Annotated in this window: 24 protein-coding genes; 14 read left to right on the top strand and 10 right to left on the bottom strand. The window is 72.6% G+C overall.

From position 1 onward, the window contains the following. Nucleotides 1-43 precede the first annotated feature (43 nt). The 7 genes from ACFWGZ_RS06155 to ACFWGZ_RS06125 are packed head-to-tail and all read left to right on the top strand — an operon-like array spanning nt 44 to nt 5,109. Entirely contained in the window at nt 44-481 is a 438-nt protein-coding gene (locus ACFWGZ_RS06155) for a MarR family winged helix-turn-helix transcriptional regulator (protein ID WP_382450373.1), read from the top strand. A gap of 22 nt (nt 482-503) precedes the next feature. Continuing rightward, a complete protein-coding gene (locus ACFWGZ_RS06150; RefSeq protein WP_382450372.1) occupies nt 504-1,595 on the top strand; it encodes an acyl-CoA dehydrogenase family protein in 1,092 nt (363 codons plus the stop codon). Beyond that, nucleotides 1,595-2,200: a nitroreductase family protein gene (locus ACFWGZ_RS06145; RefSeq protein ID WP_382450371.1), complete on the top strand. Its 606-nt coding sequence runs from the start codon at nt 1,595-1,597 to the stop codon at nt 2,198-2,200. The genes ACFWGZ_RS06150 and ACFWGZ_RS06145 overlap by 1 nt, the downstream gene beginning before the upstream one ends. A 9-nt stretch (nt 2,201-2,209) precedes the next feature. Then, nucleotides 2,210-3,007 carry a thymidylate synthase gene (locus tag ACFWGZ_RS06140; protein ID WP_382450370.1) on the top strand — a complete coding sequence of 266 codons (798 nt, stop codon included), beginning with the start codon at nt 2,210-2,212 and terminating at the stop codon, nt 3,005-3,007. After that, complete coding sequence (locus tag ACFWGZ_RS06135) at nt 3,004-3,459, top strand: dihydrofolate reductase (protein WP_382450369.1); 456 nt, start codon at nt 3,004-3,006, stop codon at nt 3,457-3,459. Before ACFWGZ_RS06140 ends, ACFWGZ_RS06135 begins: the two co-directional genes overlap by 4 nt. A 52-nt stretch (nt 3,460-3,511) precedes the next feature. After that, on the top strand, nt 3,512-3,940 hold the full coding sequence (locus ACFWGZ_RS06130; protein ID WP_382450368.1) for a MarR family winged helix-turn-helix transcriptional regulator: 429 nt from the start codon (nt 3,512-3,514) through the stop codon (nt 3,938-3,940). Then, a complete protein-coding gene (locus tag ACFWGZ_RS06125; RefSeq protein ID WP_382450367.1) occupies nt 3,937-5,109 on the top strand; it encodes an MFS transporter in 1,173 nt (390 codons plus the stop codon). Before ACFWGZ_RS06130 ends, ACFWGZ_RS06125 begins: the two co-directional genes overlap by 4 nt. On the opposite strand, the gene ACFWGZ_RS06120 is transcribed toward ACFWGZ_RS06125, so the two are convergent. The 3 genes from ACFWGZ_RS06120 to ACFWGZ_RS06110 are packed head-to-tail and all read right to left on the bottom strand — an operon-like array spanning nt 5,106 to nt 6,895. Beyond that, complete coding sequence (locus ACFWGZ_RS06120; RefSeq protein ID WP_382450366.1) at nt 5,106-5,627, bottom strand: YciI family protein; 522 nt, start codon at nt 5,625-5,627, stop codon at nt 5,106-5,108. The genes ACFWGZ_RS06125 and ACFWGZ_RS06120 overlap by 4 nt on opposite strands. Nucleotides 5,628-5,638: 11 nt before the next feature. Next, on the bottom strand, nt 5,639-5,998 hold the full coding sequence (locus ACFWGZ_RS06115; protein WP_382450365.1) for an MmcQ/YjbR family DNA-binding protein: 360 nt from the start codon (nt 5,996-5,998) through the stop codon (nt 5,639-5,641). A gap of 9 nt (nt 5,999-6,007) precedes the next feature. Further along, nucleotides 6,008-6,895, bottom strand: a complete 888-nt coding sequence (locus ACFWGZ_RS06110) for a proteasome assembly chaperone family protein (RefSeq protein WP_382450364.1) — start codon at nt 6,893-6,895, stop codon at nt 6,008-6,010. A gap of 159 nt (nt 6,896-7,054) precedes the next feature. On the opposite strand from ACFWGZ_RS06110, the gene ACFWGZ_RS06105 reads away from it, so the two are divergent. From ACFWGZ_RS06105 to ACFWGZ_RS06095, 3 genes are all read left to right on the top strand, one after another. Continuing rightward, complete coding sequence (locus ACFWGZ_RS06105) at nt 7,055-7,648, top strand: DUF4230 domain-containing protein (protein ID WP_382450363.1); 594 nt, start codon at nt 7,055-7,057, stop codon at nt 7,646-7,648. A 69-nt stretch (nt 7,649-7,717) separates the two neighbouring features. Next, nucleotides 7,718-9,325: a serine/threonine-protein kinase gene (locus ACFWGZ_RS06100; protein ID WP_382450362.1), complete on the top strand. Its 1,608-nt coding sequence runs from the start codon at nt 7,718-7,720 to the stop codon at nt 9,323-9,325. Between the two features lie 121 nt (nt 9,326-9,446). Next, nucleotides 9,447-9,899: a hypothetical protein gene (locus ACFWGZ_RS06095; protein WP_382450361.1), complete on the top strand. Its 453-nt coding sequence runs from the start codon at nt 9,447-9,449 to the stop codon at nt 9,897-9,899. A gap of 24 nt (nt 9,900-9,923) precedes the next feature. Here the strand turns inward: ACFWGZ_RS06095 and ACFWGZ_RS06090 are convergent, their stop codons facing one another. Genes ACFWGZ_RS06090 through ACFWGZ_RS06070 form a run of 5 tightly spaced genes read right to left on the bottom strand, consistent with a single transcriptional unit; the run spans nt 9,924 to nt 16,462 of the window. After that, the gene (locus ACFWGZ_RS06090; protein ID WP_382450360.1) at nt 9,924-11,969 is read right to left on the bottom strand and encodes a transglutaminase domain-containing protein; all 2,046 of its coding nucleotides are present in this window, start codon (nt 11,967-11,969) and stop codon (nt 9,924-9,926) included. Beyond that, a complete protein-coding gene (locus ACFWGZ_RS06085) occupies nt 11,966-12,244 on the bottom strand; it encodes a hypothetical protein (protein WP_382450359.1) in 279 nt (92 codons plus the stop codon). Before ACFWGZ_RS06085 ends, ACFWGZ_RS06090 begins: the two co-directional genes overlap by 4 nt. Then, the gene (locus ACFWGZ_RS06080; RefSeq protein WP_382450358.1) at nt 12,241-13,347 is read right to left on the bottom strand and encodes a DUF58 domain-containing protein; all 1,107 of its coding nucleotides are present in this window, start codon (nt 13,345-13,347) and stop codon (nt 12,241-12,243) included. Before ACFWGZ_RS06080 ends, ACFWGZ_RS06085 begins: the two co-directional genes overlap by 4 nt. After that, nucleotides 13,344-14,309 (bottom strand): AAA family ATPase, encoded by a 966-nt coding sequence (locus ACFWGZ_RS06075; protein WP_382450357.1) that lies wholly within the window; start codon nt 14,307-14,309, stop codon nt 13,344-13,346. The genes ACFWGZ_RS06080 and ACFWGZ_RS06075 overlap by 4 nt, the downstream gene beginning before the upstream one ends. Continuing rightward, the gene (locus ACFWGZ_RS06070; protein ID WP_382450356.1) at nt 14,306-16,462 is read right to left on the bottom strand and encodes a hypothetical protein; all 2,157 of its coding nucleotides are present in this window, start codon (nt 16,460-16,462) and stop codon (nt 14,306-14,308) included. The genes ACFWGZ_RS06075 and ACFWGZ_RS06070 overlap by 4 nt, the downstream gene beginning before the upstream one ends. A gap of 245 nt (nt 16,463-16,707) precedes the next feature. On the opposite strand from ACFWGZ_RS06070, the gene ACFWGZ_RS06065 reads away from it, so the two are divergent. From ACFWGZ_RS06065 to ACFWGZ_RS06055, 3 genes are all read left to right on the top strand, one after another. Then, a complete protein-coding gene (locus ACFWGZ_RS06065) occupies nt 16,708-17,352 on the top strand; it encodes a hypothetical protein (RefSeq protein ID WP_382450355.1) in 645 nt (214 codons plus the stop codon). 10 nt (nt 17,353-17,362) lie between these two features. Beyond that, the gene (locus ACFWGZ_RS06060; protein ID WP_382450354.1) at nt 17,363-17,635 is read left to right on the top strand and encodes a hypothetical protein; all 273 of its coding nucleotides are present in this window, start codon (nt 17,363-17,365) and stop codon (nt 17,633-17,635) included. Between the two features lie 135 nt (nt 17,636-17,770). Further along, on the top strand, nt 17,771-18,658 hold the full coding sequence (locus ACFWGZ_RS06055; RefSeq protein ID WP_382450353.1) for a LysR family transcriptional regulator: 888 nt from the start codon (nt 17,771-17,773) through the stop codon (nt 18,656-18,658). Here the strand turns inward: ACFWGZ_RS06055 and ACFWGZ_RS06050 are convergent. Next, the gene (locus ACFWGZ_RS06050) at nt 18,561-19,424 is read right to left on the bottom strand and encodes a DMT family transporter (protein WP_382450352.1); all 864 of its coding nucleotides are present in this window, start codon (nt 19,422-19,424) and stop codon (nt 18,561-18,563) included. The two genes, ACFWGZ_RS06055 and ACFWGZ_RS06050, sit on opposite strands and share 98 nt — an antisense overlap. A gap of 93 nt (nt 19,425-19,517) precedes the next feature. Here ACFWGZ_RS06050 and ACFWGZ_RS06045 point away from each other — a divergent pair, with 93 nt between their 5' ends. After that, the gene (locus ACFWGZ_RS06045) at nt 19,518-20,426 is read left to right on the top strand and encodes an RluA family pseudouridine synthase (protein ID WP_382450351.1); all 909 of its coding nucleotides are present in this window, start codon (nt 19,518-19,520) and stop codon (nt 20,424-20,426) included. On the opposite strand, the gene ACFWGZ_RS06040 is transcribed toward ACFWGZ_RS06045, so the two are convergent. Then, the gene (locus tag ACFWGZ_RS06040) at nt 20,421-21,314 is read right to left on the bottom strand and encodes a phosphotransferase family protein (RefSeq protein WP_382450350.1); all 894 of its coding nucleotides are present in this window, start codon (nt 21,312-21,314) and stop codon (nt 20,421-20,423) included. The genes ACFWGZ_RS06045 and ACFWGZ_RS06040 overlap by 6 nt on opposite strands. Between the last annotated feature and the right edge of the window lie 8 nt (nt 21,315-21,322).

The following is a 21,322-nucleotide window of genomic DNA, read 5'->3' as shown; positions in this document are numbered from 1 at the left end:
ACGCAATAGTTGCAGACGCTGTCTATTCGAGAAGGGTTGACCTATGTCACTGGACGACGACGCCGTCCAGGCGCGCGCGCAGGGCTGGCGCACGCTCGCGGCGTTGCACGCGCGCATCGAGGACCGTCTCGAGAGAGCGCTGCAGAAGGCCCACGAGCTTTCCGTGAGCGAGTACACCGTTCTCGACGTGCTCAACCGCCAGGACGGGTTCCACCTTCGGATGAACCAGCTCTCCAACGCCGTCGTGCTCAGCCAGTCGGCCACGACGCGCCTGGTCACCCGGCTGGAGGACCGCGGCCTGCTCGCGCGCTACCTCTGCCCCACCGACCGGCGCGGCATCTACACCGAGGTCACCGAAAAGGGGCACGCCCTGCTCGCCGACGCCCGCCCGACGCACGACGAGGTGCTCTCCGCGTCACTCTCCGAGGCGGGCGACGTCCCCGAACTCAAGCCACTCGTTGAGGCGCTCGCCAAGCTGTGACCGGTGAAGCAAGATCGCCCGCATGGATCTCCACGCCCTGATCCGCGCCGAGGCGCCGCAGGCCGAACGGCAGCGCGCCCTCACCGAACCGGTGCTCGCCGCGCTCGTCGACGCCGGCGTGCACCGCGTGATCGCCCCGAAGCGCTACGGCGGCGCCGAGCTCGACCTGCCCGGCTGGAGCCGGGAGGTCCAGGAGCTCTCGCGGTCCGACGGCTCGGCCGGGTGGACCGCGATGACGACCACCAGCTCGTCGTCGCTCGCCTGGTACCTGCCGCAGGACGCGGCCGACGAAGTGTTCGGCGACCGGCGCGCGCTGATCGCCGGGACCGCCGCGCCGCTGGGCAGGGCCGTGGCGGCGGACGGCGGGTACCGCGTGACCGGCCGGTGGGGCTGGGGCAGCGCGGTCGCGTACTCGTCGTGGGTCATCGGCGGCACCTTGACGCCCGAGGGACCGCGTCTGGCCGTGTATCCGCGTTCCGACGTCACCGTCCACGACACGTGGCACGCCGCCGGGCTGCGCGCGACCAGTTCGCACGAGTTCTCCGTCGCCGACGCGTTCCTGCCGGCGCGGCGCGCCCTCTGGCCGATCGGGATCACGCCCGGCATCGAGGGCCCGATCACGATGTTCCCCTACTTCAGCTTCCTGGCCGTGGGCGTCGCGTCCGTGTGCCTGGGTGTGGCTCGCCGCGCGATCGACGAGATCGAGGCCCTCGCAGCCGAGAAAACCCCTCAGTACGCGACCGTCCGCCTCGCCGAGCAGACCGGCGTGCAGATCGAGATCGCGCTGATGGAGGCGCGGTTGTCGGCGGCGACGGCGTTCCTGCACGAGGCGCTGGGCGCGGCCTGGGACCACGCGGTCCACGGCGAGCAGACCCCGGACGCGGTGAAGGCACGGCTGCGGCTCGCCTGCTCGTTCGCGGCGGGCGAGGCCACCGGGGTGGCGCAGAAGGCGTTCGCGGCGGGCGGCGGCACCTCGGTGTTCGAGTCGTCGGCGTTGCAGCGCTGCCTGCGGGACGTGCACGTGGCAGCGCAGCACACGGTCGTGTCGCGCCGCATGCTGGAGACCTATTCGATGCTCAAGCTGGGGCTCGGCCCGGACATGACGAGGTTCTGATGGACGCGCTCGAAGCGATCATGACCACGCGCGCGATCCGCCGCTTCACCGCCGAACCGGTGGCCGAGGCCGACCTGTGGACGTGCCTGCGCGCGGCCCAGCAGGCGCCGTCGGGCGGCAACGTGCAGCCGACCCGCTACCTCGTGGTCACCGACCCGGACCTGCGCACGAAGCTGGGCGAGCTGTACCTGAGCGCGTTCGGCCGGTACGCGGCGGCGATGCCGGACCGCCCCACCGACGCCGTCGGCAAGCGCATCGGCCGGTCCGCGTTCCACCTAGCGCGCACCCTGGCCGCGGTCCCGGTCATCGTGTTCTTCCTCATGCCGCGCCAGGAGTCGCTGGTGGAGGGCGTCGACATCGGGCCGGTCGCCGCGTCGGTCTACCCGGCCGTGCAGAACTTCTGCCTGGCCGCGCGGGCGCTGGGGCTCGGCACGACGCTGACCACGGTGATCCGCATCCACCAGGCCGAGACGCTCGACCTGCTCGGCGTGCCGGACGGGTGGGAGATCGCCGCGATGGTGCCCCTCGGCCACCCCGCGGAGACGTTCTCCATCGCGGTCCGGAAGGACGTGGCAGGCCTCACCATGATCAACCGCTGGAGTTAGGGTGCTCGCATGCCCGATACGCAGTACGAAGACCTGCTTCGCCATGTCCTGAAGGAGGGCGTGCGCAAGGAGGACCGCACCGGCACCGGCACGCGGTCGATCTTCGGCCACCAGCTGCGCTACCCGCTCGCCGCGGGCTTCCCGCTGATCACGACGAAGAAGGTGCACTTCAAGTCGATCGCGTACGAGCTGCTGTGGTTCCTGCGCGGCGACTCCAACGTGCGGTGGCTGCAGGAGCACGGCGTGTCCATCTGGGACGAGTGGGCGTCCCCCGAGGGCGAACTGGGCCCGGTCTACGGCGTGCAGTGGCGCTCGTGGCCGACCCCGGACGGCGGGCACGTCGACCAGATCTCCGAGGTCCTGAAGACGCTGAGGACGAACCCGGACTCGCGCCGGATCGTGGTCTCCGCCTGGAACGTCGGCGAGATCGCGCAGATGGCGCTGCCGCCGTGCCACGCGTTCTTCCAGTTCTACGTGGCCGACGGCAAGCTGTCGTGCCAGCTCTACCAGCGCAGCGCGGACCTGTTCCTCGGCGTGCCGTTCAACATCGCCTCCTACGCGCTGCTGACGCACATGGTCGCCGCGCAGACCGGGCTCGGCGTCGGCGACTTCATCTGGACCGGCGGCGACTGCCACGTCTACGACAACCACGTCGAGCAGGTCGAGCTGCAGCTCAGCCGGGACCCACGGGACTTCCCGGCACTCGAGATGGCCGCGGCCCCCAGCCTGTTCGACTACGCGTACGAGGACTTCGAGATCGTCGGCTACCACCCGCACCCCGGCATCAAGGCGCCGGTGGCGGTGTGATCGGGCTGATCTGGGCCCAGGCCGCGAACGGCGTCATCGGCCGCGACAACGCGATCCCATGGCACGTCCCCGAGGACATGAAGCACTTCCGCGAGATCACCGCGGGCTCGGCCGTGCTGATGGGCCGCCGCACGTGGGAGTCGCTGCCGCCCCGGTTCCGGCCGCTGCCGGGCCGGCGGAACCTCGTCCTGTCCCGGACGCCGCAGGAGGGCGCGGAGACGTTCGGCTCGCTGGAGAAGGCACTCGCGGACGTCACCGGCGACCTGTGGGTGATGGGCGGGTCGGCGGTCTACGCGGCGACGCTGCCGTTCGCCGACCGCGTCGAGGTGACGGAGATCCGCGAGCCGTTCGAGGGCGACACGTACGCACCAGTCGTGGACCGGGAGCCGGTCGAGACCGGTGAGTGGCGGGAGTCGAGCACGGGGCTGCACTACCGGTTCGTCCGCTACTGAAGTAGACAGCCCAGGCTGTTCAGTTCGGACTGCGCAGTCTAGGCTGTCGATCGTGACCGATCCCGCCGCGCTCAACCAGCGCCTGCGCGTCTTCGTCCAGCGGCTGCGGCGCAAGCTCCAGGACGAGTCGTCGGTGCACGACCTGAGCGCACCCCAGGCCTCGGCGCTGGCCCGGTTGCTGCTGCTGGACGAGCCGTCGACCGCGAGCCGGCTGGCCGGTGCCGAGCGGGTGAGGCCGCAGTCCATGGCCAAGACCCTCGCCGGCCTGCACGACCTGGGCCTCATCGCCCGCTCACCCGACCCCGAGGACGGGCGGCGCACGCTGATCGCGCTCACGGACGCGGGCCGCGCGGCCGCCCGGGGTGCGCGGGACCAGCGGCTCGGGTGGCTGACCGAGGCGCTCGCGCAGCGGTTCACCGAGGCCGAGCGGCGGGTGATCGACGAGGCCGTCGCGCTGCTGGAGCGCGTGGTGGACGAATGAGCGGGTTCGACCGCCGGCTGATCACCCCGCTGGTCGCGGGCGCGGTCCTCAACCCGATCAACTCGACGATCCTGTCCGTCGCGCTGGTGCCGATCGGCGTGGCGTTCGGCGAACCGCCGTCGCGGACGGCGTGGCTGGTCACGGCCCTGTACGTGGCCACCGCGATCGGCCAGCCGGTGACCGGCCGCCTGATCGACACCTACGGCCCGCGCCGGCTGTTCCTGCCCGCCACCGCCCTCGTCGGCCTCGGCGGCGTGCTCGGCACCCTCGCACCGAACCTGCTCGTGCTGGTCGTGGCCCGCGTGCTGCTCGGCCTCGGCACCTGCGCGGGCTACCCGGCCGCGATGCGCCTGCTGCGCGACGAGGCCGACCGCACCGGCGAGGACAGCCCGGGCGGCGTGCTCACGGTCCTCGCGATCTCCACGCAGACCGTCGCGGTCATCGGTCCGCCGCTCGGCGGCCTGCTGGTCGACGCCGGCGGCTGGCGCACGACCCTCGCGATCAACATCCCGCTGGCGCTGGCGGCGTTCGTGCTGGGGTGGCGGTACTTCCCGCGCGACGCACCGCGTCCCCGGGAACGCCGGCCGTTGGTCGACCTGCGCGGCCTGAACGCACCGCTGCTGATCACCTACGTGCGTGCGTTGCTCGCAAACATCGTGGCGTACGGGTTCATCTACGGGTTCACGCAGTGGTTGCAGGCCGGCCGCGGCCTGTCGCCGAGCCAGGCGGGCCTCCTGCTGCTGCCGCTGTTCGCCACGGCCGTCGGCGTCGCCGCGCTGACGGGCCGCAGCCAGGCCCTGCGCGGCAAGCTCGTCGTCGCCTCCGCCGTCCAGCTCGCCGTGTGCCTGCTCGTCCTCGCACTGCACCCGGACAGTCCACTGTGGATGCTCCTGGTCGTCGTGCTGGTCAGCGGCGTCCCGCAGGGCCTCAACGGCCTCACGCTGCAACACGCCGTGTACCGGCAGGCCGACCCGTCCCGCGTCGCCGCCTCGGCCGGACTGCTGCGCACGTTCGTCTACCTCGGCGCGATCGTCACGGCGTCCGTGCAGGGCCTCGTCTTCGGCAGCCACGTCGACACGGCCGGGCTGCACGCGCTCACGGTGTTCCTCGTCGTGGTGAGCGCGGTGTTCCTGCTGATCAACGTGTTCGACCGGTCGCTGGAGCGCTAACGCCGGCCGCCGAACTCCCACTCGTGGACCTCGACGGCGTCGTAGCGGTCACGGGTCAGCACCGACGCGGGGTCGGCCGACCTGACCAGCGCGGCGGTGCCGAGCCACGCGGTGCCGTCGTCGGACAGCAGCGGTCCGTACGCGATCAGCTCGTCGGTGCGCGGCGGCACGAGGTCCGCGGGCTCCCCCGCTCCGAACCCGAGGACGAGGTGACCGCCGCCCTCCCGGCCGCCGGGGAAGTCCCACATCGTCCGCCCGAGAGCGTTGCGCCACCGGCGCACCAGCACGTCCCGGTACGCACCGGCCTGGTGGTTCGGCTCGTCGAACGCGAACGCCCGCGCCGCGGCCGCGTCCGGCACGTCCACGACGTGCACGCTGCCGGTGAGGACCCCGCCGGAGAACGTGGGCCCGCGCGCGATCAGCTCGAACGCGTCCATGTAGGACCAGTGCCGTTCGACGAGCTGTTCGCGCAGCGGGAGCGAACCGGGCCGGTCGCGGTGAAAGCAGAAGAACTCCACGAACCGAGTGTCTACCGGTGCCGGGCCCGCGCGTGCCACGCCTCCACGATCAGCTCCTCCAGCTCGCCCACCCCGATGTGCTCCAGCCGCACCAGGACCGCCGGGTAGCCGTGGAAGTGCGGCGTCGTGAAGTACACGGCCTCGTCGGAGGCGAGCAGCGCCTCCTTGGCGCCGAGGTCCGGCACCCGCGCCGCCAGGATCGGCCCCGACGGCGCGGCGGCGCCCAGCGCGGCCAGGTCGGTGCCCCGCAGCGGGCGTTCCCAGACGAACAGCTTCTCCGCGACCCTCCAGTCGACGACGCCCTCCCGGACCCGCTCCGTCACGTCGGGCATGGAGGTGGCGATCCTGTGCACGTCGTCCCAGGTGGCCATCGGGAGCTCCTACAGGTGGTCCGGCGGACGCTGCTGCTCGGCGAGGAACCGTTCGAACTCGGCGCCCAGTTCGTCCGCGCTGGGGATGTCGGTGGTGCCGACAGTCTGGATGAAGGCGTCGTACTGCCGCTCGAGCGCTTCCACCACCTGGGCCACCTCCTCCGACTCCGCCACCTGGCGGTGGATCTCCGCGTCGGCGGCCTGGGACGCCTCGACGAGCGAGCCGATGGGCAGGGCGAGACCCGTGGCGCGCGCGACGGCGTCGAGCAGCGTGACGGCGGCGGTCGGGTACTGCGACTGCGCGAGGTAGTGCGGCACCTGGGCGGCGAAGCCCATCGCGTCGTGGCCCGCCTGGCCGAGGCGGAACTCCAGCAGGCCGGACACGTTGCCCGGCACCTGCACGCGGTTGAAGAACGGCTGGTACTCCGACACGAGCTCGGGGCGGGTGGCGTGGCCGATGACGTTCAGCGGCCGGGTGTGCGGCACGCCCATCGGGATGCCGTGGAAGCCCAGGGTCAGGCGGACGCCCCACCGGTCGACCAGCGAGCGCACGGCCTCGATGAACGCCTCCCACCCGCGGTCCGGCTCCACGCCCTTGAGCAGCAGGAACGGGTGCCCGGCGCTGTCGAAGAGCAGGTGCACGACCAGTTCGGGGGCGGCGTAGTCCTCCCAGTGGTCGGTCGCGTAGGTCATCAGCGGGCGGCGCGAGCGGTAGTCGATCAGGCCGTCGACGTCGAAGCGGGCGACGACGCGGCTCTCCAGGGTCTCCAGCAGGTGCTCGGCGAGCAGCCGGCCCGCGGCGCCGGCGTCCATGAAGCCCTCGAAGTGGTGCAGCAGCACCGCGCCTGTCAGGTCCGGCACCTCCGAGTCCACCTCGTACAGGTTCTCCGGGTCCACCGCACGCCTCCTGAAGCACTCGTTCCAGTCTCGTCCAAGCCAACCATGTGGACACGGAACTGATTCCGCACGGGTCGATTAGCCCATACGGACCGTGTGCGCGCATCACCTCACGGGTACTCCTGCAAGGTGTACAGGCGCTGGATGACGCGTGGAGCTTTGGTCGCAGCCGTTCTCATCGTCCTCGGTTCGGCGGTGTTCGTCTTCGGGCAGTTCAAGCCGTTCGGCCTCTTCGGCGAGGAGGAGACGATCGACCGCAGCCAGCCGGCGGTGCTGAAGTCGGTGCGCGACCTCAGCCAGTTCCACGCCGCGGCGGGCGAGTTCCAGGTCGTGCTCGACATCGAGAACGACGTGAAGTGGGTACCCGATGCGCTCGCGGGTGAACGCACGTTGTTCGTCGCGGCCGGGTCCGTGAACGCCTACGTCGACTTCTCGACGCTGAAGGACGACGGGCTCGTCGTCTCCCCGGACCGCAAGACCGTCGAGCTGAGGCTGCCGAAGCCGCAGCTCGACAAGCCGAACATGCACCACGACAAGTCGTACGTCTTCAGCCAGGAACGCGGTCTCATCAACGACCTGCAGGCCCTGGCGGGGCCTCCCGACCAGCAGAAGTTCTACGTCGCGGCGGAGGCCAAGCTCGCCGAGGCCGCCCGGCAGTCCGAGCTGCTCAAGCGCGCCGAGGACAACACCCGCGTGATGCTGACCGGGATGCTGCAGACGTTGGGGTTCCAGGTGAAGGTGGTCGGCGACTGACCGAACCCGGCGGGGCGTTCGCACCGAACGTCCGGCGGTGAGGTGACCGCTCCGGGTTAGGATCCGCCGGTGGACGACGATCTGATGGCCTGGGCGCCCGCGCAGGGCGCCCCGCAGGCTCCCGAGATCGCGTTGCCCGGCTACAGCGGCTTCCGCGTGATCGCGCAGGGCGGCGAGGGCACGATCTACCGCGCCCGCCAGGACGGCCTGGGCCGCGACGTCGCCGTCAAGGTGCTGCAGGTGAGCGACCCGGCGACGGTGGCGCGGTTCCGCCGCGAGCTCGCGATCACCGTCGAGCTCGGGCGGCAGCACCCGCACATCGTCACCGTCCTCGACACGGGCACGCTGCCCGACGGCCGCATGTGCATCGTCATGGAGTTCTACGAACGCGGCTCGCTGCACGACCGGTTGCGCGCCATGGGCCCGTTGCCGGTCGCGGACGTGGTGGCGGCGGGCGTCGCGGTGGCCGATGCGCTGGCGTTCGCGCACGGCCAGGGCATCCTGCACCGCGACGTGAAGCCGCAGAACGTCCTGGTGCTGCCCACCTCCTACGTGCTGGCCGACTTCGGCATCGCGCGCGGCGCCGACGCGGGCCACTCCGCGTCGCTGCAGATGGTCAGCTACCGGCACGCCGCCCCGCAGATGATCGAGGGCGCCACTCCGTCGTTCGCGGACGACCTCTGGTCGCTCGGCTCGACGCTCTTCACGTTGCTGGAGGGCAAGCCGCCGTTCGCGTCGGACAACCCGGACGAGGACACGCTGCTGTCCTACGTCGGCCGCGTGAGCAACTCCGAACCTCGCCCGCTGACGCGGTTCGACGTGCCGGCCTCGCTCGTCGCCGTGCTCAACCGCTGCCTGCGCAAGGACCGCGCGGAGCGCTATGGCTCGGCGCTGGAGCTGCGCGACGCGCTGGCGGCGGTCGCCTCCGGCAGTGCCGTGTCCATTGTGGACCCCGACTCGACGGCGGTGCTGGGCGAGCGCGCGGAGTTCTACCCCGAGGGCCCGACCGAGGCGCCCGGCTTCGGCCCGCGCGGCTTCGTCCCCGAGCCGGAACCCGAGCCCGAACCGGAACCGGAGACCGACGACTCCTGGCGGGGGCGTCTCGAGGACCTGACCTACCGCCGCACCGACCACGTCCCCGCGCCACCTCCCCCGCCGCCGGTCGCGGTGCTGCCGACCGTGGACCTGCCCCCGCCGGAGCCGATGACGGCACCGGTCCGCAAGGCCAAGCGCGGCGGCGTGCTCGCGCTGCTGGCCGTGATCGCGGTGACCGGTGGCGTGCTGGCGGGCCTGATCCTGAACCGCCCCGACGACCGGCAGCAGGCCCAGCCGCCGGTCACGACCACGACCACGACGATCCCCGTGCCGACGTCCGAGTCGGCCGACGCGGGCCCGCCACCCAACACCGACCCGAAGTTCATCCCCGTGCTCAAGCGCGCGGAGTACGCGGGCAAGGCGATCGAGCTCGAGTGGAGCGACCCGAGCGGCGGGCAGGCCGAGTTCGTGGTGATCGACGTGACCGGCGCGAAACCGGTCGCGGTGACCCGCGTGACCGGTGGTGGCACGAAGTACGTCATCGACGACGGTGGCGGTTCGCGGCGTTGCTTCCAGATCGCGGCATTCGGCTACAGCGGCGAACGCGGCAGCTCCGCGAAAGTCTGCGCCAACAAGAATTGACGTTTCGAGGCCGCGTTGTTGCGCGTGCACGCACTGGCGTACGGTCCCCCGCGTGCAAAGCGCTCGTTATGCCGGCCCACCGCTGTTCGCCCGTGGACTCAAGCGCCGAACACTCGTGGCGTTGGCAGCCGTCCCGCTCGCCGTCGGGATCGGCATCGGCCTGCTGATCGGCGGCAGCCTCTCGCCGTCCACACCCGCCGGCACCAGCGCTTCGCCCTCCCCCCGCACCGAGCCCGTCCAGCTCGAGTACTCCGACATGCCCTGCGACCCCGGCTCGTCCGTGCTCGTCCTGCACTCGCTCGAGGGTGCGATGCGGGCGGAGGAGGTCAAGGTGCTGCTGGACTACGAGTCGCTGTGGGTGCAGTACCGGGAGAGCGCGAACCCGGCGCTCAGGGACCAGACGGCGTTCCTGAGCCGGCGGGACGACGTCTGCTCCGCCATCGTCCCCGACGACACGAGGTTCACCCAGTTCATCTGGATCGGCCCGTTCCCGTCGGTGGTGGCGCCCGGCCTGTGCGAGGCGTTGCTCAAGGTGCCGGGCCGCAACTGCATCGCGGCCCAGGTCGTGCGCTGACGCCGGTTCGTCGGCGCCGGTTCGTCAGCGCCGGAACAACGGGCGCGGATCCACCGCCCACACCACCTTGCGCCACCAGGAAGCCTTGCGCCGCACCGCCTTGCGCACCTGCCGGGCCAGCGTCCAGCTCGGTCCCGCCTGGGCGGGCTGCGGCGCGAAGGCGGCCTGGTCCACCAGCACGGCGAGCTGCCGTCCCGGCTCGCCCCAGTCGCGGCCGACGTCCGGCACCGTGCGACTGGGCTCGGGCTTCCGGCCGGCCAGCTGCAGCGCGTCCAGCACCTCGTTCCACGCGCCCACCGGTCCCGCCGAGCGCAGCCTCAGGCGGCGCGACGTGCGTGCCGCGTAGAGGACGACCAGCACCAGCACCGGTGTCAGCACCCAGAACGGGAAACCCTTCGGTGCCGCGGGAGCGGCCTGCGCGTCGGGCTGGACGGCCGTCGGCTGCACCAGTGGCGGCACGGACGGCAACGACGTCGGCGTCGGCTTCGCGGTCGTGGAGGCCAGCCGGTTCAGCACCTCGCGCTTGGAGGCGGCGCTGGGGCCGCTTCCGTTGCCCGACACCGGGTCGAAGGCGACCCAGCCCCAGCCGCTGAAGTACACCTCGGGCCAGGCCGTGGCGTCGGCGGCGCGCACGACCCGTTCGCCGTTCTGCTCCGGCACCGGCTGGAAGCCGACCACCACGCGCGTCGGCAGGCCGACCGCGCGGGCGAGCACCGCGTACGCCGACGCGAACTGCTCCGCCGTGCCCGCCCCCGCACCGGACTCCCCCGGCGCGCCGAACAGGAACGTCTCCAGCCGCGCGTACGACGACCCGACGGGCGCCTCGGCGTCCGGGCGGCGGTTGAGCCGCACGACCTGTTCCAGCGCCACGGCCTTCTCGTACGGCGTGCGCGCGTTGGCCGTCGCCTGCCGCGCGTAGTCGGCCAGCGTGAACGGCAGGCGCGGCAACGCCGTGTACCTCGTCGCGTCGGCCGGCACCTGCGCCTCGGCCAGGTCGGCGTCGGCCGGCGTCTCCACGACGCCGCGGACCGTGTAGCTGAGCCCGGTCCGGATGCCCTCGGCGACCACGAGCGAACCGGTGTCCGGGTCCACCATGGCGTCGCTGAGCGACACCGCCTGCGGCTTCCCGACACCAGGCAGCCACTCGCCCTGCAGGCCGGTGATCACCAGGTCGGCGCTCGCGGCCTGCGTCTTGCCGCCGAGGGGCAGGTCGGGCGCGTCCACGACACCGAGCGGCCCGTACGTGGCGGCCGCCTCCCACGACGCGCCGGTGTAGCGGCTGAGCGTCACCAGGCGCACCGGCACCTCGGGCCCGCGCATCCGGAAGAGCTCGGCGTCCCCCTGCGCGGCCCAGGCGGCGAGCTGCGGCAGCGGGTTCGAGATGGCGATGTCGGTGATCGGCGGCGTGACGAGTCTGCGCGGCTCGAACCCGTTGGTGGGCAGCACGAACGCGAGCAGCGTCAACGCCGCCAGCGCCGTCGCGAGCACCGCGGGCGGCACGACGGGCCCGCGCCGGTCGATGACGAGCCACCCCAGGGCGAGCAGCACCACCAGGACGAGCGCCACGAGCCCGTAGCGGTCGGCACGGCCGGTGGTGAGCAGCGCGGCACTGACGTAGAGGCTCGCCGCGCCCAGCGCGGGCACGAAGAGCGCCGTGTTCCGCTTGGCCACCGACAGCACCGCGCCCGTCGAGACGCCGATGACCAGCAGCAGTCCGGGCACGAGCAGCTCGGGCGTCGCCGGCGCCGGCCGGGCCGCGGTCAGCAGCCTGGGAACGGTGTCGAGCAGGACCCAGGTGGGATCGCGGTCCGGCGACGCGCCCTTCGCCGCGAAGAACCCCGCTGCCAGGGCGAGGACCATGACGGCCAGCGCGGCCAGGCCCGCCGGGACCCACCGCGTGAGGAGCAGGGCCAGGAAACCGGTGAACGCGGCCAGTCCGAAGTAGACGTACGCGCCGTCCCAGGCCTGGGCCAGCTGGAGGGCGCCGACGAGGACGACCGCGCAGACCCACGCGTACTTGAGGGCGCCGCTCAGCCGGGTGGCCGCCGGTGTGGCTCGCGTTTCGCTCATCGGGTCACCGCCGGGTGGGGCGGGCTGGTGGGACGCGCGCCGGTGGAGGCGGTGGGAGCGGTGGAGGCGGTGGTCCCAGGTGCGGCGGGGGCGGTGAGAGCGGTGAGAGCGGTGGTTTCGGGTGCGGCGGAGGTCGGGAGCTTCTGCCTGGGCACGGTCAAGCCGGGCTGGCCCGCGACCAGCACGGCCGAGCCGAACTGGCCCCGGCCCGCCGCCACCACAGCCGCGCCAAGCCGACCCCGGCCCGCCACCAGCACCACCTGTGCGCGGCTCATCGGGCCACCACCGCGTTCCACGCGTCCACCAGGTCCTCCGCCCTGGGCCCGCTGATCACCAGCACCGAGCCGGACGCGCTCGCCGGGCGCTGCTCGTCGACCACCAGCACGGTGCCGAACGCCGCCCTGCCCGCCTCCAGCACGAGGGCGGGGACCTGCTTGCCGCTGATCACGGCCACCACGTCCAGGTCGCGCACCGGCACGGTCGGGCGGCCGTCCACGTCCTGCAGTTCCAGGTCGGCCAGGGCCGCGAGGAGCGGGGCCGAGTCCTGGTTCTCCTCGCGGTCGGTGCCGCCGGACGAGGTCAGCAGCCGCACCGGGTGGCCCTGGTCCAGGGCCGAGGTGACCAGGGAGGCGGCCACCTCCACGGCCTCCTCGAAGCGCTGGGCGTCCTCGTAGGAGGCGGCGTTGTCGTCGAGCAGGACGGCCAGGTGCGGGCGGGCCGGGTCGGCGTCCTCGCGGATCATCAGGGTGCCGGTGCGCGCGGACGTCGCCCAGTGCAGGCGCCTCAGGTCGTCGCCCGGCACGTACTCGCGCAGGCCCACCAGGTCGGTGCCGCCGCGCTCCACCCGTTCGTCGGCGCCCACCTGGCCGCGGCGGGCTCCCGAGGGCAGGCCGCGGACCGGCAGCACGCGCGGCACGACCCGCACCTGCACGACCTCGCCCAGCACGGTGCGGGCCTGTGCGAGACTGGCCAGGCCCTTGCGGCGCAACGTCAGCGGGCCCACGTCGAACACGCCGCGGCGTTCGGTCGGGATCGCGTAGTCGACCGCCTCGACCGCGCCGGGCTTCAGCAGCGGCACGTCCACGGACATGGGCGCGCCCGCCACCTGGTCGACGGCGTCCAGCGCCACCGGCCAGCGGCCCACGGCCGACAGCTCCAGGCGGCCGCTGCACCGCGCCAGGCGCGGCACCGTGCGGGGGCGGACGGTGCGCGACACCGTCAGCGGCGACGCCACCAGCACCGACACCGCGGACGCGACCACCAGCGCGGTCAGCGCCAGCCCGAACGCCGCCATGCCCGCGTAGCGCCACCACAGCCCGAACCCGAGCATCAGCAGGCCCAGCACCGCCGTGCCGGTGCCGCGCACGGTGAGTCTCATTGCGCCGCGGGCTTGGGCACCGCCACGTGCGAGAGCACGTCGGCCAGCACCTCGGACGTCGTCACGCCCGCCAGCACGCTCTCCCTGGTCAGCACCAGGCGGTGGGCCAGCACCGGCTCGGCGACGTCCTGGACGTCCTGCGGCACCACGAAGTGCCGGCCCTTCGACGCCGCGTACACCTGGGCGCACCGCACGAGCGTGCGCAGACCACGCGTCGAGGTGCCCAGGCGCAGTCGTTCGTCGCCACGCGTGCCCGCGCCCAGCGACGAGATGTACTGCAGGATCGGGTCGGCCACGTGCAGCTGCTGCAACCGGCCGCTGAACGCGCTCACCTCGCGCGGCGACGTCACCGTGCGCACGTCGGCGATCCGGCCGGCGCCGCTGCCGGGGCGCAGCACGTCGAGCTCGTCCTCGACCGACGGGTAGCCGATCGAGGTGCGCAGCATGAACCGGTCGAGCTGCGCCTCCGGCAGTCGGTACGTGCCGTCGAGGTCGATCGGGTTCTGCGTCGCCACCACCAGGAACGGGTCCGGCACCGCGTGCCCGACGCCGTCGATCGTGACGGTCCGCTCCTCCATCACCTCGAGCAGCGCGGACTGCGTCTTGGCCGCGGCGCGGTTGATCTCGTCGGCCAGCACGATGTTCGCGAACACCGGACCCGGCCGGAACCGGATCTGGCCCGTCTGCGGGTCGTAGACCGAGGTGCCCGTGACGTCGGACGGCAGCAGGTCGGGCGTGAACTGCACGCGCCGCGAGATGCCGCCCAGGGCACCGGCCACGGCACGGGCCAGTGTCGTCTTGCCCGTGCCCGGCACGTCCTCGAGCAGCACGTGGCCACCCGCGAACATGGCCACGAGCACCAGGTCGACAACGTCGCGCTTGCCGCGCACCGCGGCCTCGACCGCGTCGCCGAGGCGCGTGTGCAGGTCGCGGAAGGCGGAGACCTCACCGGTGTCGATCACTTCTCGTCTTCCTTCCGAACACCGATGCGCAGCAGGAACGCGCACGCCAGCAAGCCAAGACCACCCGCGCCCATCGGCGCGGTCCCCGCACCGGCGGGCGCCATCTTCGGGATGCAGTTCGGCTTCCCGGCGCACTCGTCGTAGGTGAAGATCACGTTCCGCTGGGCCGAGTCGACCTGGCCGGCACCGGTCGCCGCATAGGCCCGCACGACCAGCGCGTTGCTGCCTTCGTCGACCTCGATCGTCGCCGACGTGGCGTTGCACGCGATGCCGACCGAGTACCCGTACGTCTTGTTCACGACCTCGCACCGGCCGTTGTGGCTCGCCCAGTCGGCTGGTGGACTCAGGGTCAGCCGGCGCGTCGGCAGCGTGCGGGCGCCGGTAGCCCCGGTGATCACCGTGGCACCCGCGGTCGGCAGCGGCGGTGGAGGCGGCGGGGTCGTCGTGGTCGTCGTGGGCGGCGGGGTGTAGGGCGGGGTCGTCGTGGTCGTCACCGGCGGCGGCGTGTTGGGCGGCGGGGTGTTCGGCGGGTTCGTGGTCGCGGGCGGCGACACGGTGAACGCCGCCATGCCCGCCGCACCGGCCTGCGAGGCCGTCGACCCGCGCACCGTCACGTCGAGCCGGCCGCCCGTGCAGAAGCTCGACCCGGTGCACGGCACCGAGAGGTCGGTCGAGGTGCCCGAGACCTGGGCCGACACCGAGCCGCCGCTGAACGAGCCGGACCCGGAGACCGTGTAGCCCACGATCGGGTCGGCCGACGCGGCCGCGCTCCAGCTCACCGTCACGACCAGCGCCGAACCGCTGCGCGACTTCTCCCTGACCGTCACGCCCGCGGGCGCGGCCGGGGCGGCGCCACCGGAGGACGACGACGGGGGCGCGGACGACGGCGGGGGCGGGACCTCCGTGGTCGGACCGGTGCCGTTGGTGCCGCTGTTGCCGGGGTTGCGCGGCGGCTTCACCGGCTCGTTCGGGTTCGGCGGCGGGGGCGGCGGCACCGACGGCGGCGGCGAGCGGTCCGGGTCCTTCACCGGCAGCTCGGGGCTGCGGATCGTCAGCGACCGCGTGGCGCCGTCGGCGTCGACCAGCACGCCCGTGGAGGAGCCCGGCACGTTCACGAACAACCGGCCGTCGTCGAACACCAGCTCGGGGTCGGACCCGCCGGACGTGCGGACGTCGTCGCCGCCGCGCTTGCCGCCGCGGTCGAGGACGATGACCTTGCCGGAGCCCTTGCAGGGCACGTAGACCTTGTCGCGGAACACCGCGGGGCGGCCCGGCTTCGGGCACCCCAGCGCCCCCACGTCCACGCGCTGCACCTGACCGTCGACGACGAGCACGACCGCGGACGAGTCGGGCACCGACGCGGGCACGAGGTCCGCCGGCGCCCGCTGCGCCGCGATCACCTCGGCATCGGTGCGGTCGGTCGACCGCGACACGTCCTCGCCCGTGCCGTCGCGCACCACGACGCCGCCGTCGAGACCGATCAGCGTGACGCCCTGGTCGTGCGGCACGAGCACCGTGCGGGGACCGGCGCCGCTGACCTGCCGGTGCGACCGCTCCTCGAACCGCTCCTGGTCGTCGGACCAGTCGAGCGAGCGCAGCGTGCCGCCGTGGTCGACCAGCCACAGCACGCCGCGCTCGTCCACGACGGCGTCGGCGAGCGGCTGGCCGGCCTGCCAGGTCTGGCCGATGTCGGCCAGCGTGAGCGGGTCGGCGGTGTGCACCGTGCCGGCGGCGCGGTCGACGACGAACACCATGCCGTTGGACACGAGGACCTTGCTCGTCGCGCCGGGAGGAGCCTGGCGGCGGCCGGACGCGAGCAGCGTGGCGAGGTCGATGACGGTGATCTCGCCGGTGCGCCGGTTCAGGACGATCAGCCGGCCGTCCTCCTGCGCGATCTCGAGCTGCGAGTCGGGGCCGCTGATCTGCAGGCGCGTCTGCGGCTTGCCCGACACGGGGTTGACCTGGACGACCTCGCCGCGCTGGTCGTCGCCCAGCCAGGTGAGCCCGTCCGACACCGCGACCGACGTCCGGGAGATGCCCTGCCCGAGCGCGGCGCCCGCGAGCACCAGCACCCCCAGCAGAGCGGCGACGAAACTCGCCGACTCCCGCCCTCCCCCGGAGACGACTCGTCTGATCCGGTGCCACCAAGACATCGCGCGCCCTCCCTCGCCCGCCGGGGATGCTAACCCCCGGCTTTGACAACTTCGGACGGTGCACGGTTCCCGGATCGTCCGGTCAGCCGACTGGCAGACATCAGTGAGACTAATGACGGGGTCTGACAATTCCGGAAAACGAATGGCTCTACGCCGAACCGGGCAACGCCGTGAGCCGGACGGTCCACCACCGACACGTCCTCGCTCGCTCCGCGCGGGAGGCCGCACCTGAATAAAGTGGGCTCATGGAGATCCCCGGCATGGGACTGGCCAAGCAGGCGCTCGGCGCCGCCCTCGACACGACGGCCGCCGTCGCCGCGGTCCCGAGCCGCGTGCTGGACCTCATCGGCGAGGTCGAACAACTCGTCCGCAAGGTCAACAGCACCATCGACGCCGTCGACGGCGTCGTGGCGAGGGCCGACGAGCTGGTCGAGCGCACGGCCAACGTCGTGACGGACGCGGAGAAGGCCGTGGACGAGGTCCGCGCGATCACGGCGAGCGCGAGCGACGTCGCGGAACGGGCCGGACTGGTCGTCACGACCGCGAGCCACACCGCGGACACGGCCAACGAGCTGATCGGCATCTACGAGCCCATCGCGAAGCAGGCCCAGCCGCTCGCGAAGCGGTTCGTGGAGGAGCTCTCGCCGCAGGAGGTCGAGGCCGCGATCAAGCTCGTCGACGAGCTGCCGGTCCTCACCGAGCACCTGACCAGCGACATCCTCCCGATCCTCGCCACCCTGGACAAGGTCGGGCCCGAGGTGCACCAGCTGCTCGAGGTCACGAGCGACATGCGCCAGGCCATCCTCGGCATCCCCGGTTTCGGCTTCATGCGCCGCCGCGGCGAGAAGAAGGAGGAAGAGGAAGGTGTGAGGGAGCTCGAGAACGGGTAACCGGGCCGCCATGACGGCCCGCACATGCGACGATCGACTCACCTGGTGGCTGCTGACCAGCGTCTTCGGACTCCTCAGCGCCACGAACGCCGGACTGGCGATCACCGAGGCCACCGCCTGGCCCTGTGCGCTCGCCGCAGTGCTCCTCGTCGCGAGCGCGTGGTGCGCCAGACAGGCGCTCGGACTCCGGCACCACCGGTCCGCCGGCGCGGCGCGGCCGACGGTGACCCGCATCGGGACGGCCGCACCCGACACGACGCGGCTCTCCCGCCTGAGCGCGTGACCGCGTCCGGACCGAGCCACCCGACGCGGTTCCGCCCTCGTGCGGCCGTCCGTCACCGGGACCTCGTCACCGGGTGGCAGCGCGACCTCCGCTGCTCAGGGGGCGGCGCCGGCGCCGGGCCGGAATAATGATCGGATGTTCGACCTCCACCGATTGCGGCTGCTGCGCGAACTCTCCCGTCGGGGCACGCTGGCGGCGGTCGCGCAGGCGTTGAACTACAGCCCGTCGTCGGTGTCGCAGCAGCTGTCGCTGCTGGAGAACGAGGTCGGCGTGCCGCTGCTGGAACCCGTGGGCCGGCGGGTGCGGCTCACGCCGCAGGCCGAGATCCTGGTGCGGCACACCGAGGAGGTCCTCGCGCGGCTCGAACAGGCCGAGTCCGAGGTCGCCGCGTCGCTGCACGAGGTCACCGGCACGCTGCGGGTCGCGACGTTCCAGACGGCGGCGCTGGCGCTGATCCCGGCGACGCTGGCGCGGATGCGCGACGAGCACCCGGCGCTGCGGGTCGAGTTCCAGGTGCTCGACCCGGCCGAAGCGCTCTCCGCGTTGAACGCCAGGGACTTCGACCTGGTCTTCGCGGAGGAGTGGCCGGACCAGCCGGAGGCCAGGTTCACCGGGCTCGACTACCGGGAGCTGTACCGGGACCCGATCCGGCTGGCCGTTCCCCGCGGACTGCCGGCCGGCGAGATCGGCACCTACCCGTGGATCATGGAACCCACCGGCTACCCGCAGCGGAGGTTCAACGTGAACTGGTGCCGCCACAACGGGTTCGAGCCGGACGTGCGCTTCTCGTCGATGGACGTGCTGGTGAAGCTGCGGTTCGTGGAACGCGATCTCGCGGTAGCGCTGCTGCCCGACCTCGTCTGGTACGACCGCGAGATCACCGTCGACCTGCACGAGCTGCCAGCGCCGATGTCGCGCCTGCTGTTCACCGCGGCACGGGCAGGCCGAGGTCAGCATCCCGCGGTGCGGGCCTTTCGCGAGACGCTGGCGCTCTCCGTAGCGCCGCTGCAACCCCGGCCGTGATCACGAGCGCCATGCCGCACAGCGAGACCACGCCGAGGTGCTGGCCCAGCAGGACCGCGCCGGCCAGCGCCGCCGCGGCGGGTTCGAGCGCGAGCACGACGCCGAACGTGCTGGGCTGCAACGTCTTCAGCGCCCTGATCTCCAGGGTGTAGGGGATCGCGGACGCGAGCAGCGCCACCAGCGTGCCGAGCAGCAGGACGCGGGGCTCGAACAAGGCGGTGCCGGCCGCCGACAGCCCGTACGGCAGCGTGAGCGCCGCAGAGACCAGGCTGGCTCCCGCGAGGCCGCCGGTCCCGAGCCCGGCCGTCGCGACCTCGCGCCCGGCGAGGACGTAGCAGGCCCAGAACACGGCCGCGATCAACGCGAGGGCGACGCCGACCAGGTCGAGCTTCGCGCCCGTGTACTCGCGCACGCCCAGGACGACGACGCCGGCGAGCGCCAGCCCGACCCAGACGAAGTCCCGCGGCCTCCTGCCGAGCACCGCCGCGAGCCCCAGCGGTCCGAGGAACTCGATCGTCACGGCCACGCCGAGCGGAATCCGGTCGAGGGCGAGGTAGAACGTGCCGTTCATGCCGGCCATCGTCATGCCGAGCACCAGCGTCTCCTGCCGCAACCTCGGCCGCGCGACCACCGCGAGCACCAGCGCCGCGATGCCGAGCCGCAGCGCCGTCGCACCGGGCGCACCGACCTGGCCGAAGAGCTGGCTCGCGAAGGCCGCGCCGAACTGGAGCGACACGACCGAGCCGAGGACGAGGAAGACCGACATGGCTCCAGCCTCGGCGAACTGGTCTCTTCGGTACAGCGAATGTTTTCGAGCGATGTCGTTCGGATTTCCCGACCATTTAGACTGGCCGGTGCGATGAGACGCAAACCTTCCTCCCCCCTCCCCCAGCGCAACGGCCTGGACGCGGCCCGGTTGAAGCTGCCTCCCGAAGGCCCGTGGCTGCTGCTGCGCGACCACTTGGAGGAACGCCTGCCGCGGGTGGCGCCGGAGCGCATCGCCGAGATGCTGCGCGAGGAACGGATCTGGAGCGTCACCGGCCCGGTGGGCATCGACGCGCCGTTCGTGCCGGACAGCTACATCTGGTTCCACCGCGACCTGCCGGTCGAGGTGCCCGTGCCGTTCGAGGTCGGGGTGGTGCACCGGGACGACGACATCGTGGTCGCCGACAAGCCGCACTTCCTCGCGACGATCCCGCGCGGCCAGCACGTCATGCAGACGGCGCTCGTGAAGCTGCGCGACTCGCTGGGCCTGCCCGACCTCTCCCCCGCGCACCGCCTGGACCGCGTCACGGCCGGGCTCGTGCTGTTCGTCGTGCGCCGGGAGCTGCGCGGCAGGTACCAGACGATGTTCCGCGACCGGGTGGTGTCGAAGGAGTACGAGGCGATCGCGCCGTACGACGCCGCGCTGGAGCTGCCGCGGGTCGTGCGGTCCCGGATCGTCAAGGAACGCGGCATCATCACGGCGTTCGAGACCGACGGCGAGCCGAACGCCGAGACGCACGTGTCGCTCGTGGAGCACCGGGACGGGCTGGGCCGTTACCGCCTCAGACCGGTGACGGGCCGCACGCACCAGCTGCGCCTGCACATGTCGGGTCTCGGCGTGCCGATCCTGAACGACGACTTCTACCCCGTGCTGCGGGAACGCCCGCTCGACGACTTCACGGCGCCGTTGCAGCTGCTGGCCCGCACGCTGTCCTTCGTCGACCCGGTGAGCGGGGAGGACCGCTCCTTCACCTCACGGCTGAGGCTGTCCGCCTGGTCATGACCGGTGCTCGCGGCGGGTCGCGATCGGCCGGCGCTCCCAGACCTCGTTCATGCGGCCGAGGAGGCGGTGCGCCAGCGCGCTCGTCTCGGGGTGCGTCTCGGTGAACGTCGCCACGACCCGCGTGCGGTACATCAGCCGGCCGCGAGCCGTTGTGCTGTACCACTTCCAGTCCTCGTCGACGACCCTGGCGAGGTGGTCCCGGCCGTCCCGCTCCTGCCGCTGCACCAGCGCGTCGCCCTGCACCAGCCACCGCACGCACGCGTCCTCGAGCCCGGTCTCGTACCCGCGCTCCGCGAAGTAGGCCTGCTCGGCGGCTTCGCGCAGCGCACGCGGCGTCTCGGTGACGAGCGCGCAGGTCGGGAACCCGATGCGCAGGTAGACGAGCTCGGTGAGGCCGTCGCCCAGGCACGCGCCCTCCAGGTCGACGAACCGCGCGCCCCGCTCGGTGTAGAGGTCGTTGCCGGGACAGGGATCGCCGTGCAGCAGGTCGAACTTCCCGGTGTCCTCGAAGACCAGCTCGGCCTCGGCGCCGCCGACCTCGACGCCGAGAGCCCGCACGAACCGCAGGAACGGTGTCGGGTCCGGGATCTCCTGCCGCGGCAGGAGTCCGGCGTGACCGGGGCCGGTCGCGGCGTGGAGGCGGGCCAGGCCGCGGGCGTAGTCGACGACCCAGTCCTCGCGCAGCGGGTCGGACCGGAGCCGTTCGAGGACCACGGTCCGCGCGTCCTCGTCGACCTCGAGGACGCGCGGCACCACTCCGGTGTGCGCGGCCAGCCGCAGCGCGGTGACCTCGCGGGTGAAGGCGGCCGCGTCGCCGATGACGTGCTTGACGACGCGGTCGCCGTCGGCCCGCACGCGCGACCGCTGACTGCTCCCGAGGAGTTCCACTCCTCCAG

The sequence above is a fragment of the Lentzea sp. NPDC060358 genome, assembly GCF_042725365.1.
In the GTDB taxonomy this organism is placed as follows: Bacteria; Actinomycetota; Actinomycetes; order Mycobacteriales; family Pseudonocardiaceae; genus Lentzea.
Note: the sequence above shows the minus strand (reverse complement) of the source record. Positions and strands in the feature narration are given on the sequence as shown.

What these genes read in the sequence shown, in the direction of transcription:
- ACFWGZ_RS06155 (WP_382450373.1), top strand. Translation starts at nt 44, where the DNA reads ATGTCACTGGACGACGACGCCGTCCAGGCGCGCGCGCAGGGCTGGCGC.
- ACFWGZ_RS06150 (WP_382450372.1), top strand. Translation starts at nt 504, where the DNA reads ATGGATCTCCACGCCCTGATCCGCGCCGAGGCGCCGCAGGCCGAACGG.
- ACFWGZ_RS06145 (WP_382450371.1), top strand. Translation starts at nt 1,595, where the DNA reads ATGGACGCGCTCGAAGCGATCATGACCACGCGCGCGATCCGCCGCTTC.
- ACFWGZ_RS06140 (WP_382450370.1), top strand. Translation starts at nt 2,210, where the DNA reads ATGCCCGATACGCAGTACGAAGACCTGCTTCGCCATGTCCTGAAGGAG.
- ACFWGZ_RS06125 (WP_382450367.1), top strand. Translation starts at nt 3,937, where the DNA reads ATGAGCGGGTTCGACCGCCGGCTGATCACCCCGCTGGTCGCGGGCGCG.
- ACFWGZ_RS06115 (WP_382450365.1), bottom strand. Translation starts at nt 5,998, where the DNA reads ATGGCCACCTGGGACGACGTGCACAGGATCGCCACCTCCATGCCCGAC.
- ACFWGZ_RS06090 (WP_382450360.1), bottom strand. Translation starts at nt 11,969, where the DNA reads ATGAGCGAAACGCGAGCCACACCGGCGGCCACCCGGCTGAGCGGCGCC.
- ACFWGZ_RS06085 (WP_382450359.1), bottom strand. Translation starts at nt 12,244, where the DNA reads ATGAGCCGCGCACAGGTGGTGCTGGTGGCGGGCCGGGGTCGGCTTGGC.
- ACFWGZ_RS06080 (WP_382450358.1), bottom strand. Translation starts at nt 13,347, where the DNA reads ATGAGACTCACCGTGCGCGGCACCGGCACGGCGGTGCTGGGCCTGCTG.
- ACFWGZ_RS06070 (WP_382450356.1), bottom strand. Translation starts at nt 16,462, where the DNA reads ATGTCTTGGTGGCACCGGATCAGACGAGTCGTCTCCGGGGGAGGGCGG.
- ACFWGZ_RS06065 (WP_382450355.1), top strand. Translation starts at nt 16,708, where the DNA reads ATGGAGATCCCCGGCATGGGACTGGCCAAGCAGGCGCTCGGCGCCGCC.
- ACFWGZ_RS06060 (WP_382450354.1), top strand. Translation starts at nt 17,363, where the DNA reads ATGACGGCCCGCACATGCGACGATCGACTCACCTGGTGGCTGCTGACC.
- ACFWGZ_RS06055 (WP_382450353.1), top strand. Translation starts at nt 17,771, where the DNA reads ATGTTCGACCTCCACCGATTGCGGCTGCTGCGCGAACTCTCCCGTCGG.
- ACFWGZ_RS06050 (WP_382450352.1), bottom strand. Translation starts at nt 19,424, where the DNA reads ATGTCGGTCTTCCTCGTCCTCGGCTCGGTCGTGTCGCTCCAGTTCGGC.
- ACFWGZ_RS06045 (WP_382450351.1), top strand. Translation starts at nt 19,518, where the DNA reads ATGAGACGCAAACCTTCCTCCCCCCTCCCCCAGCGCAACGGCCTGGAC.